This is a genomic window from Stenotrophomonas sp. YJH_SMC_43, assembly GCF_059372535.1.
In genome coordinates, this window is the sequence record NZ_JCAFVQ010000003.1 from 905,419 (window position 1) to 917,200 (window position 11,782).

Consider the following 11,782-nt stretch of genomic DNA (forward strand, 5'->3'; position numbering starts at 1 on the left):
CCCAGGTCCCGGCCATGCGTATCAATGATTTACGTCACGTCGTCTTCTAGAGGGGAGCAGGATGTCGCACGTCTCAACGATCACCGCCGCGCGCCGGTGGCTGCCGGTTGCCCTGGCAGTGGCACTGGCCGCCTGCTCGGGCAAGGAAGAATCCGCAGCGCCTGCTGCCGCCACGGCGCCTGCCGCTGCCGCACCCGCCGCACCGGTGGTCGCTGCCAAGGTGCAGTCGATGGGTACCGAGCAGCTGCGCGAGTCGGCCAGCCAGGCGCTGCGCGAGAACCGCATGTATGCACCGGCCGGCGACAACGCCATCGAGTACTACCTCGCCCTGCGTGACAAGACGCCGGACGACGCCTCGGTGAAGAGCGCACTGACCGATCTGCTGCCCTACACCCTGATCGCCGCCGAGCAGCACCTGGGCCGCGAGGACTACACCGAGGCGCAGCGCCTGGTGGCACTGATCGAGAAGGTGGATGCCTCCGCCCCCGCACTTCCGCGCCTGAAGGAAGGCCTGGCCAAGGGCGTGGAGAACGCCGCCAAGCGCACCGAGACCGAAGCCGAGAAGGCAAAGAAGGACGCCGAGGACCGCAGCAAGCAGCAGATCGAACAGCAGCGCCTGGCCGAACAGCGCACCAAGGAAGCCGACGCGGCCAAGCAGATCGCCGCGCAGCAGGATGCCGCACGCCGCGACAACGAGCGCCAGGAGGCCGAGCGCCAGGCCGCGGCCCGTCGCGATGCCGAACAGAAGCAGCAGCAGGCCGCCGCCCAGCAGGCCAGCGCCGCGCGCCAGGCAGCCGCCGCCGCAGCTCCCACCCTGCGCCCGGTCAGTACGCCAGCGCCGCGCTATCCGGCCGAAGCCCTGCGTTCGGGAACGTCGGGGGAAGTACTGGTGGAGATCACCGTGGGCACCGACGGCTCAGTGGTCAGCGCCCGCGTGCTGCGCGCAACGTCCGGACGGACCTTCGACCGCGAAGCCCTGAACGCGGTCAAGCGCTGGCGCTTCGAGCCGGTCAACGCGCCGGTCACCACCCGCCGCACCCTGGTGTTCGCGCCGGGCGGCTGACCGCAGAAAAGGGGACGGAGGGGATCAAGTCGTTTCTGCCGCCTCCATGACGCCAAGGCCCGGTCCGTCCGGGCCTTGTCCGTTTCAGGCCGCGCCATCAATCAGGTGCTGCAGGGCAGGATCGCGCGCGACCAGCACCTGGAACAGGCCCAGCGCATGCAGGCCCGGCAGCAACGCACGCAGGTCAGCTTCGGCAGTGGCGCGGAAGGCGGGATCGCTGGACGGATCCTGCCAGTCACGAACGCTGGCCAGGAAAGCACCTACGCTGCCCTTGCGCACGGTGACGCCGTTCACCTGCACGTCGTTCTGATGGTCGGGAAGAATGTCCTGTGGCTGCATGGGGAAGCGCTCCGTTGAAGTAGGCTCCAGTGTCGGGACGCGGACGCGACGTTTCTGCCGTATAACTGCCAATTGATATGGCAGATCAGACAACCACCGGATTACTCGACCCCACGTTGGCCGATACCGCCGACGGACCGGTGGTGCTGGCGGCCGGGCTGCGCCAACGCGGTATGCGTCGCACAGCGCGCCACCGGCATGCCCGTGGGCAGCTGCTGGGTGCACACCAGGGGCTGCTGCGGATCGCCGCCGACGACCTGCACTGGCTGCTGCCCGCAGGTCACGTCGCCTGGATACCGCCCTTGCTGCCCCACGCGCTGCTGAGCGCAGACGGGTTCGATGGCTGGAGCCTGTACTTCAACGCCGAGGCCTGCCTGGGCCTGCCCGCCACACCGCGCATTTTCCAGCCCAATGCACTGCTGCGGGCGGCGACAACACGTGCGCTGCGATGGCCCCACCAGCCACTGGATGCTGCGCAGGCACGACTGGTCGGTGTGATCGCCGATGAGATCGCCGCCAGCACGCCTCTGCCGCTTGCCCTGGCACAACCGCGTGACCGGCGACTGCAGAAGATCGCCGCCGCACTGGCGCGCGCACCCGAAGACGGCCGCAGCATCGAGGACTGGGCCGCCAGCAGCGGCCTGTCCGGCCGCAGCCTTGCCCGCCGTTGGCAGGCCGAAACAGGCATGACCTTGAGCCAGTGGCGGCAGCGCCTGCGCGTGCTGCTGTCGCTGCCACGCCTGCTGGCGGGCGAACCGGTGATCAGCGTCGCGCTGTCGATGGGCTACGACACGCCCAGTGCGTTCATCGCCGTGTTCAAGCGCGAGATGGGAGTGACGCCTGCGCGGTACGGGGAGGACTGACGTATCCAGCACTCCCTCTAGCCTTCCTTGCGACCTAAGCTGCTTGCTGATTTCAGGAGCGCAACAGATGAAGTACGACGACGCCAGCTGGCATTCCGGGGGTGACTTCCCTTCGGATCTTCCTGCAGAGGCCGGTGCCACTCACATCGGTATGTACCTGGCATGGCTGCTGCTACAGGGCATGGCAAGCGAAGAGCTCGCCGAGGACGCAGAAGAAGACCTGCAGGCGCTGCTGGAACGCAGAACGACGCCAGGCCTGTTCCTGCTGGAGTGCAGCGACGGCAAATTCGTCGACGATCTGATCAGTGATGAAGCCAACACGTTCACCGCTGCGTACTACGACCTCGAGAATGGCCAGTACCTGGACGACTATGAGGGACAGCTGGGCGCCAATGTCCCGGATTTGTACCACGTCGCCGATACCTGGGAGAACTTCGATCGACTGGCACCGGTGATTGCCCAGCGTTTCGCCATTTGGCAGGCAACGCAGTCCTGAAATCAACGAGGCCCGGAATGACCGGGCCTCGTTTCAGATCCGCCGGGCATGGCCCGGCGCTACCACCCGCACTTAGCCGGAGATCGCCAGACGCTCATTGTGGTAGCGCCGCACCGCGGCGAACCACAGCAGTGCGGCCAGGCCGAGGCTGGCGCCCAGGTAGATGGCCCAGACTGCCGGCGTGATCGGCTCGTGGCGGATCACCTTCAGCAGCATCTGGTTCTGCGACAGGAACGGCACGGCGTACTGCCACAGCTCGCTCTTCAACGGATAGGCCACCAGCGCGTAACCGGGCATCATCGGCAGCAGCATCAGCCAGGTCATGTGGCTCTGCGCTTCCTTCATGCTCTTGGCCGCAGCCGACAGGAAGGTCAGCAGCGAGGTGCCGATCAGCAGCATCGGCAACATCACCAGCAGCATCTGCAGCATCGAGCCGACGTTCATGTTGAACTGGCGGCCGATGTTGCCGGGGGCGATCTGCGCGCTCACCTTGAACGCGACCAGGGTCAGCAGCAGCGACACGAAACCGACCACGCAGGCGGCGGCGATCTTGCCGCTGACGATCGCACTGCGCGAGCCCGGCGTGGCCAGCAAGGGTTCCAGTGACTGCCGCTCGCGCTCGCCGGCCGTGGCGTCCATCACCAGGTAGGCGCCACCGATGAACGAGGTCAGCGTCAGCAGTACCGGCAGCAGCATCGACAGGATCATGCCGCGCTTGGCCTCGGCACTGGCCAGGTCCTGGCGCGCCACGTCCAGCGGGCGTGCCACCTGTGCGTCGATGCCGCGTGCCATCAGGCGCAAGGCACCGACCTGGCCGTTGTAGGTGGCCAGCGCCGCCTCCAGGCGTGCACTGGGTACTTCGGCCGCGCGACGCGTGCTGTCCTTGATCACCTCCACCAGCGCTGGCTTGCCCTCGGCCCAGTCCTTGCCGAACTCATCGCTGATGCGCAGCGCCACATCGATGTCCTGGGTGCGGATGGCCTCGGCCAGGTCCTTCGGTGCCGGTGCGGTGTTCAGCCCCTGCGCGGCGAGGAAGCGCACCAGGTTCGGCGCGTTGTCCGCACCGATGGTCGGAATCTGCAGCGGTTGTTCAATCTGGGTGCGCACCCGGCTCTCGGCCAGCTTGCCCATGCCCAGCAGCAGCACCGGGTACAGCAGCGGCCCGAACAGCAGGGTCAGCAGCAGCGTGCGGCGATCACGGGAAAGGTCGCGCAGTTCCTTGCGCATCACCGTCATCAGGGTCGACATCATGCTCATGCGTGCAGGCCCTCTTCGCTGCCGATCAGTTTCACGAACGCATCTTCCAGGTTGGATTCGCCGGCCTGCGCACGCAGTTCATCGGCGCTGCCGGCAGCCATCACCGTGCCCTTGGCAATGATCACGATGTGATCGCACAGCGCGGCCACCTCCTGCATGATGTGGCTGGACAGGATCACGCAGCGGCCCTCTTCGCGCAGACCCAGCAGGAAGCGGCGCAGTGCGCGCGTGGTCATCACGTCCAGGCCATTGGTCGGCTCATCGAGAATGACGTTGCGTGGGTCGTGCACCAGCGCGCGGGCAATCGCGGTCTTGGTGCGCTGGCCCTGCGAGAAGCCATCGGTCTGGCGGTCGAGGATATCGCCCATGTCGAGTGCATGTGACAGCACCTCGATGCGCTCGCGGATGCGCTCGGCCGAGAGACCATGCAGTTCGCCGAAGTAGGCGATGTTCTCGCGCGCGGTCAAGCGCTTGTAGACACCGCGCGCGTCGGGCAGCACGCCAAGGTGGCGGCGTACGTCCACCGGATTGCGCGCAGCATCGACACCATCGACGCTGATGCTGCCCTGGTCGGGGGTCATCAGCGTGTACAGCATGCGCATGGTGGTGGTCTTGCCGGCACCATTGGGGCCGAGCAGGCCGGTGATGCGGCCATCCTCGGCGCGGAAGCCGACGTTGGAGACCGCCTGGATGCGGCCCGTGCGGGTGTCGAAAGCCTTGTGCAGGTTGTCGGCGACGATCATGGTTCCCATCCGTTGAACGAGGTGAACGCCGGCACGTAGCTCAGCGTGTCCAGGCAGCCGGCATCCAGCGCCTTGGCATCGGTCTTGTCGATGAACTGGCCGAGCAGGCGCGGCATGCAGCCGGCGGTCAGCGTGCCGTGGCCCTGGCCGCGGGCGACCAGCGCGCGACCATTGGGCAGGCCCTTGAGCACCTGCTCGGCATAGCGCGGCGGCGTTACCGGGTCCAGCTCACCGGACAGCAGCAGCGCCGGTACGTCACTGCGCAGCGGCACGGCATTGCCTGCCGGTGCCGGCCGGTGCGGCCATACCGCGCAGGCGGCGAAGAAGGCACTGGCCACGTCGTTGCCGAACAGGCGCTCGGGATCTTCGGCCGGTGCGTGGTAGCGCGGCGCATCTTCGCTGCAGATCACCGACCACTGCATGCCACGATTGATCTGGAAATCCATGCTGCGGTTCGCACCACGTGCCAGCGACGCCAGCGGTGCATAGCGGCCATGCGCGGCTTCATCGAGAACCAGCGGCAGCAGCGAGGAATACTGCGGCACATAGGAGAAGGCGAACGCCAGGCCGATCACGCTGTCCGGACTCAGTACATCCTGCCGGGTCTGGTTGGTGCCGGGGTCGCGATACTCCACCGAGACCGGCGCACGGCGCAGGGTCTCGACCACGCTGCGCAGCTGCGCGCGGGTGTCGGTCGGGAAGCGCTTGCTGCAGGCGGCATCCTTGCGGCACTGCGCCGATTGCAGGGCGATCGCATCCTCGAACGTCGTGGCGAAATCACCGCCCACCACCAGCTCATTCGGCACCACGCCATCGATGACGATGCTGCGGGTGTGCTGTGGATAGGTACCCGCATAGCGCTGGGCCACGCGGGTACCGTAGGACGCACCGATCAGATTGACCTGGTCCACGCCCAAGGCCTGGCGGACCGCGTCCAGGTCGGCAATGGCTTCGGTGGTGGTGTAGAAACGTGCGTCCGCACGTCCCTGCAGGGAAGCCGCGCATCGCTTGGCATAGTCGCGCAGCAAGGCCTCGGAGGGCGCCGCGTCCTCGTCCATCGGCAGCTCCTTTCCGTCCGCGCCGAGGCAGCTGAGCGGGTTGGAGCCACCGGTGCCGCGCTGGTCGACCAGGAAGATGTCCCGCTGCTTGCGCACCTGGCGCAGCGCGGTGTCGACAATGACGGCCACTTCGCTGGCGGCCTGGCCGGGGCCACCGGCCAGGAAGAACACCGGGTCGGGCTGGCTGGAGCCGCTGCTGCCCGATTCCAGCCAGGCGATGCGCAGGCCGATGCGTCGGCCATCAGGCTGGGCCCGGTCCTCCGGCACCTGCAGGGTGGCGCACTGCGCTTCCACGTTGGCACTGGCGCCTACCGTGGACAGCGTGCAGGGCTGGAAATCGATGCTGCCGAAGCGGCGGCTGGGTGCATCGCTGGCGCCTTCGGCGCCGGGTGACGGTGACTGGCTGCAACCGGCAAGCATCAGGCTGGCCAACGCTGCGGCCAGCGCGAGGTGGTGTCTTTGCATCGTGCTCGTTTCCCCTGGAGGACGTTCCTGGCAACCACGACGGGCTGCCGCGGAAGATGTGACTCAACTTACACGGGCACGGCGTCGTCGGCGATGGGCAGACGCGAAATCTCCGCCGGCGTGGCGCAGGCCAGGCGATCGCGGCCGGCGGCCTTGGCCCGGTACAGCGCCGCGTCTGCCGCTGCCAGCAGCGTGGACAGGTCGCCGTGGCCGTCGTCCATGGCCAGGCCGATGCTGGCGGTGACCGTCACCGGCCCGGTGGTCAGCCGCGCCGGCTTCTGCTGCAGAGCGGTACGGATCGCCGCAGCCCCCGCCATCGCTTCACCCTGCGTGCTGCCGGCCAGCACCAGCACGAACTCCTCGCCACCGTAGCGGCCCAGCAGCGTGTCGTGGCTCTGCAAACCGTGCTGCAGCAGCGCAGCGAAATGGCGCAGTACCTGGTCTCCGGCCAGATGACCCCAGCGGTCGTTGATCTGCTTGAAGTGATCGACGTCGACCAGCAACAGGGCCAGTGGCCTGCCCTGCCGACGCATCCGCTGCAACTGTGCCTGTCCATCGGCCAGCACCGCACTGCGGTTGAGCAGGCCGGTCAGCCCATCGGTGCGCGCCGCACGCCGCAGATCGACCAGCATGCGCTCGACCAGCAGCAGCACCATCGCAAAGCACCGCGCCAGTTCCAGCATCACGCCGGCAAGGTAGGTGACGAACATCGGTGTACCGGTGCGCATGATGTCCTCGCCGGCATCGGGTGCCACCGGCAGGAACAGGCGCACCGCGTACAGGGCCGCCTCGGCCAGGAACACCGCCGCCGCCAGACGGCAGCTGGTGCGCTGCTGCACGGGGGCATGCCGCAGCAGCAGCCACGCGATCCAGCCATCGACCAGCAGCGTGAACACACTGAACACCTGCAGGCGCACGCCCAGGTCCGGCCACAGCACCAGGAAGGCGAAGATGCAGGCCATGAAGGCGGCCGCCATCAACAATGGACGCCACAGCGGCAGCGGCTGTTCCAGATGCAGCGCCACGCCGCGCAGCATCAGCACCGCGCAGCCGGCCATCGCCGCATTCCCGGCCAGTATGGCCGGCGCCAACGGCAGGTAGGGTCGCAGCGCCAGCAGGGTCACACCCAGGGTCAGCAGCCACAGGCTGGCGGTCCACAGGCGCAGCACCGGTTGCCCGCGCAGCACCACCAGCAGCAATGAGAACCCCACGGCAATGCCGATGCAGAGCAGGAAGCCAAGCACGGTAATGGTCGGGAAATCCAGGGACATGCGACGCTCATCGGCCGGGGCGGCGCGCGCATCTTAGCGCCTTGTGGTGCGATCCCTCCGGCGCTTCCCGCCCCGATGGCGATGCGGGGTCTGAAAACGGCGAGCATGGCGGCCGGCGCATCCGCAGAATCGCGGAAAACCAAGGAGACGCCCATGCATGCGTGGTACCTCGGTGGCATCGACCACCGCCCGTTCCTGCACCTGTTCGAGAAGAGCGACACCGCGCTGGCTGCGCTGGGCATCCAGCGTCGCTGGGCCGGCGAAACAGGAGGACACCCCTGCCGGATCAGCCTGAGCGATCCGCCCGGTGGCAGCGAGCTGCTGCTGTTGTCCCATGTGCACCTGCCCCTGCACTCGCCCTATCACGCCTCGGGCCCGATCTTCGTGCAGCGTGGCGTCACCCGCTGCGTGCTGCCGCCGGGTGAAGTACCGCCGTACGTACAGCGCCGGATGATCTCGTTGCGCGCTTATGACCAGGCTGCATGGATGCTGGCCGCAGAGATCAGCGCGGGCACGGACGTCTCCGCTCGGCTGGACGCGCTGTTTGCCGATCCTGCCGTGGCCTTCGTGCAGCTGCACAACGCGGCCCACGGCTGCTTCTCATGCCAGGCGGATCGCGTGGGTATGACGCCGACGTAGCACGATCTCCACGACGTGATCGTTGCCACGCCGAAGACGTGATCGCCAGCGCATCCGTTCAGTCCCGCGTGAAGCCTGCGGGAAGGGCTTCACACCCACAGTCACGGATCGGCATTTCCATGGTTCCGCCCCCTGCGCTGCGACTCGATACTCGCCGTGGTGCCGCCGAAAGTCCGCCGTGCAGCGCAGCTCCTGCGGCCACCGCTCTCTTTCGACGACCACAAGGAAGCGCCATGTCATTCCGATCCACACCGCTGTTGCTGGCCACTTCACTGGCCGCCGCTGGACTGCTGCTGGCCGGCGATACATTTGCCCATGGCACCATGACCACGCCGATCAGCCGCGTCTATGCCTGCTTCCAGGGCAATCCCGAGAACCCGACCAACCCGGCCTGTGCCGCGGCCAAGGCCATCGGCGGCTCACAGGCGTTCTACGACTGGAACGGCATCAACCAGGCCAACGCCAACGGCAACCACCAGGCCGTGGTGCCCGACGGCAAGCTGTGCAGCGGCAACAACCCGACCTTCCGTGGCCTGGACGTGAACCGCAGCGACTGGCAGACCACGCCCATCCACGCCGATGCCAATGGCAAGTTCACCTTCGTGTTCAAGGCGACCGCGCCACATGCCACGCGTGACTGGCGCTTCTTCGTCACCCGCGAAGGCTGGCAGCCGGGCAGCCCGCTGGGCTGGGCCGATCTGCAGGAGTTCTGCGCCCTGGGCAATACGCCGCTGTCGGCCGATGGCACCTACAAGCTGCAGTGCACGCTGCCGCAGCGCACCGGCCAGCATGTGATCTACAACACCTGGCAGCGCTCGGATTCGACCGAAGCGTTCTACACCTGCATGGACGTGCGCTTTGAAGGCGGTGGTGGTACGACACCGGCACCGCAATGGCAGGATGCTGGCCCGGTCACCGCACGCGGCGACCTGCCGGTGGGAACGACGCTCGCACTGCGTGTGTTCAACGCCAGCGGCAACGATGTCGAACGTGTGGAAACGACCTTGGCCAGCGGCCAGACGTCTGCAACGCAGTGGCCATTGGTTCTGGCGCGCAAGGTCAATGGCAGTGCACAGCATGCGCGCGTGGGCGTGCTCGCCAATGGCGTGATCACGCCGTCGGCGTCGGCCACCGACAATCGCGTGTACCTGAAGGACGGCAACCGCTTCCAGCTCGATACCAGGGTGCCGGACCCGGGTACGCCGTCGCCGGGCGGTGATTTCGACCACGTGTACCCGGCGGGCATCGGCAGCTATGTACCGGGCCAGACCGTGGTGAAGAGCAGCGACGGCAAGCTGTATGCCTGCCGTCCGTTCCCGGAGGGTGCGTGGTGCAACGTCAATGCCGAGGCCTACCGGCCGGGTGTGGGTGCGGCCTGGCGCGATGCCTGGATCGCATACTGAGACCGGGTGCAGGGAACGGTGGCAGAGCGCCGTTCCCTGCATAGCGTGAGACGCGCCAGCGCGTGAGTGTGAAGCCGTTCCCATACGGAACCACGCGATGCTTTTTTCAAAGTAATCCGATGGATGCGGGCGGGTGGGATGCCGAGACTTCGCGGGGTTTCACCACCCACAGGAGATCTCCATGCATCTGTCACATCGGACTGTCATCGCGCTGTCTGTGATCGCAGGCATTGCCACCTCTGGCAGCGCTTTCGCCCACGGCACCATGTCCAAACCCTCCAGCCGCGTCTATTCCTGTTACCAGGGCAATCCCGAAAATCCGACCAACCCGGCCTGTGCCGCCGCCAAGGCCATTGGTGGCGCCCAGCCGTTCTACGACTGGGCCGGTGTCAATCAGGCCAACGCCAATGGCAACCATCAAGCGGTGGTTCCAGATGGCGAGTTGTGCAGCGGCGGCAACAGCAAGTACCGCGGCCTCGATCTGAACCGCAGTGACTGGCCGACCTCACCGATCCATGCCGATTCGCGCGGGCGTTACACCTTCGAGTTCAAGGCACCGGCCCCGCATGCCACCCGCGAGTGGAAGTTCTACGTCACCCGCGACGGCTGGCAGCCGGGCAGCCCATTGCGCTGGGCCGACCTGCAGGAATTCTGCACGGCGGGTAACGTGCCGGTCTCCGGCGACGTCTACAAGCTGGATTGCCCACTGCCCAAGCGCAGCGGCCAGCACATCATCTACAACACCTGGCAGCGCTCGGATTCCGGTGAAGCGTTCTATACCTGCGCGGACGTGCGCTTTGAGGGGGGCGGTGGTGTGACCCCGCCGCCGCAGTGGCAGGATGCCGGCCCGGTCACCGCCCGCGGTGCGCTGGACGTGGGCACCACCGTGACCCTGCGCGTGTTCAACGCTCAGGGCAACGATCTGGAGCGCCCGGAGATCACCCTGGCCGCAGGTCAGACCGCTGCGAACCAGTGGCCGCTGGCGCTGGCCCGCAAGGTCAACGCCAGTGCGCAGCAGGCGCGCGTAGGCGTGATGAAGAACGGCGTGATCACACCGGTCGCCTCGGCCACCGAGAACCGCGTCTACCTGAAGCCGGGCAACCTGTTCCAGATCGATACCCGTGTGCCGGGCCCGATCGATCCGCCGCCGGGCGACGACTACGACTTCGTGTATCCGGCCGGTATCGGCAGCTACAAGCCGGGCGAAACCGTGGTCAAGGGTACCGACGGCAGGCTCTACGCCTGCCGCCCGTTCCCGGAGGGCGCGTGGTGCAACATCAATGCCGATGCCTATCGCCCGGGCACGGGCTTTGCCTGGCGTGATGCCTGGATCGCGTACTGAAGCAGGGCACCGGGGGCGGCGTGATGCCGCCTCCGGTTCAGGGAATGCCGGCCAGCGGCCGGCACTACCCGGACCTATTTGCTGCTGACGTACTTCTCGCGGCGGATCTGCGGGTTGCCCAGGCCGGCGGCCTTCAGCAGCTCGGCGCAGGCATCGACCATGTCCGGGTTGCCGCACAGGTAGGCGATGTCGGTGGCCGGGTCCGGCGTGAAACCGGCCAGCGCCTGCTGCACGTAGCCGTGCTGCACGTCCGGGTGAGGATCAGCCGGCAGTTCGCGCGACAGGCACGGAACATAACGGAAGTTCCGGTGCTTTTCGGCGAAGCTGTAGAAATCTTCGCTGTACAGCAGCTCACCCGGGCTGCGCGCGCCCTGCAGCAGCACGATCTGCACGCCCCGTTCGGCCATCGCCGTTTCCAGCAGCGGCAGCATCGAGCGGTACGGGGTGACGCCGGTGCCGGTGGCGATCAGCAGGTAACGGGCATTGTGGTCGCCGGGATTCAGGCAGAACCGGCCATAGGGGCCGGACGCACTGATCTGGCCGCCCGGCTCCAGCGCCTCGAACAGGGCCGTGGCGGCGCCACCGGGCACGAAACTGACCGCGATATCCACCGCCTCGCCCGGGCCCAGCGCATGGTCGTGGATGGTCGCCAGCGAGTAGCTGCGCTTGGTTTCAGTGCCGTCGGCGTAGCTGAAATGGACCTGGATGAACTGCCCGGGCTGGAAATCCAGCGGCTGCCCATCGTCACGCACGAACTGGTAGTGGCCGACGGTCGGGGCCAGCATGCGGCAGCCGACCAGCTTGAGGGGGAATTGAACAGGCACGACTTTTCGGGACAGTGTG

The 11,782-nt window shown here is 67.1% G+C and carries 12 protein-coding genes; 6 read left to right on the plus strand and 6 right to left on the minus strand.

The genetic code is table 11. The features are described 5' to 3' along the window. Positions 1-61: 61 nt before the first annotated feature. Positions 62-1,063 (plus strand): energy transducer TonB, encoded by a 1,002-nt coding sequence (locus tag AC5QAH_RS16325; RefSeq protein ID WP_010482231.1) that lies wholly within the window; start codon positions 62-64, stop codon positions 1,061-1,063. An 84-nt stretch (positions 1,064-1,147) separates the two neighbouring features. Here the strand turns inward: AC5QAH_RS16325 and AC5QAH_RS16330 are convergent, their stop codons facing one another. Then, positions 1,148-1,402, minus strand: coding sequence for a hypothetical protein (locus tag AC5QAH_RS16330; protein WP_010482232.1), 255 nt, complete (start codon positions 1,400-1,402; stop codon positions 1,148-1,150). A 77-nt stretch (positions 1,403-1,479) separates the two neighbouring features. On the opposite strand from AC5QAH_RS16330, the gene AC5QAH_RS16335 reads away from it, so the two are divergent. Further along, positions 1,480-2,265, plus strand: coding sequence for an AraC family transcriptional regulator (locus AC5QAH_RS16335; RefSeq protein ID WP_125438241.1), 786 nt, complete (start codon positions 1,480-1,482; stop codon positions 2,263-2,265). Positions 2,266-2,332: 67 nt separating this feature from the next. Continuing rightward, positions 2,333-2,761: a DUF7832 domain-containing protein gene (locus AC5QAH_RS16340; RefSeq protein WP_019336743.1), complete on the plus strand. Its 429-nt coding sequence runs from the start codon at positions 2,333-2,335 to the stop codon at positions 2,759-2,761. A 72-nt stretch (positions 2,762-2,833) separates the two neighbouring features. On the opposite strand, the gene AC5QAH_RS16345 is transcribed toward AC5QAH_RS16340, so the two are convergent. From AC5QAH_RS16345 to AC5QAH_RS16360, 4 genes are all read right to left on the minus strand, one after another. Beyond that, a complete protein-coding gene (locus AC5QAH_RS16345; protein WP_125438238.1) occupies positions 2,834-4,018 on the minus strand; it encodes an ABC transporter permease in 1,185 nt (394 codons plus the stop codon). Further along, complete coding sequence (locus AC5QAH_RS16350) at positions 4,015-4,761, minus strand: ABC transporter ATP-binding protein (RefSeq protein ID WP_057504146.1); 747 nt, start codon at positions 4,759-4,761, stop codon at positions 4,015-4,017. The genes AC5QAH_RS16345 and AC5QAH_RS16350 overlap by 4 nt, the downstream gene beginning before the upstream one ends. Next, positions 4,758-6,284: an alpha/beta hydrolase gene (locus AC5QAH_RS16355; protein WP_143993894.1), complete on the minus strand. Its 1,527-nt coding sequence runs from the start codon at positions 6,282-6,284 to the stop codon at positions 4,758-4,760. Before AC5QAH_RS16355 ends, AC5QAH_RS16350 begins: the two co-directional genes overlap by 4 nt. A gap of 68 nt (positions 6,285-6,352) precedes the next feature. After that, positions 6,353-7,555, minus strand: coding sequence for a GGDEF domain-containing protein (locus AC5QAH_RS16360; protein ID WP_049454128.1), 1,203 nt, complete (start codon positions 7,553-7,555; stop codon positions 6,353-6,355). A 153-nt stretch (positions 7,556-7,708) separates the two neighbouring features. Between AC5QAH_RS16360 and AC5QAH_RS16365 the strand changes: the two genes are divergently transcribed. The 3 genes from AC5QAH_RS16365 (at position 7,709) to AC5QAH_RS16375 (ending at position 10,939) form a co-directional block, all read left to right on the plus strand. Continuing rightward, on the plus strand, positions 7,709-8,194 hold the full coding sequence (locus tag AC5QAH_RS16365; RefSeq protein ID WP_043399484.1) for a DUF1203 domain-containing protein: 486 nt from the start codon (positions 7,709-7,711) through the stop codon (positions 8,192-8,194). A 233-nt stretch (positions 8,195-8,427) separates the two neighbouring features. Further along, entirely contained in the window at positions 8,428-9,597 is a 1,170-nt protein-coding gene (locus AC5QAH_RS16370) for a lytic polysaccharide monooxygenase auxiliary activity family 9 protein (RefSeq protein ID WP_049454130.1), read from the plus strand. Between the two features lie 181 nt (positions 9,598-9,778). Continuing rightward, complete coding sequence (locus AC5QAH_RS16375) at positions 9,779-10,939, plus strand: lytic polysaccharide monooxygenase (RefSeq protein WP_049454132.1); 1,161 nt, start codon at positions 9,779-9,781, stop codon at positions 10,937-10,939. Between the two features lie 74 nt (positions 10,940-11,013). Here the strand turns inward: AC5QAH_RS16375 and AC5QAH_RS16380 are convergent, their stop codons facing one another. Next, a complete protein-coding gene (locus AC5QAH_RS16380) occupies positions 11,014-11,763 on the minus strand; it encodes a ferredoxin--NADP reductase (RefSeq protein ID WP_099559826.1) in 750 nt (249 codons plus the stop codon). Between the last annotated feature and the right edge of the window lie 19 nt (positions 11,764-11,782).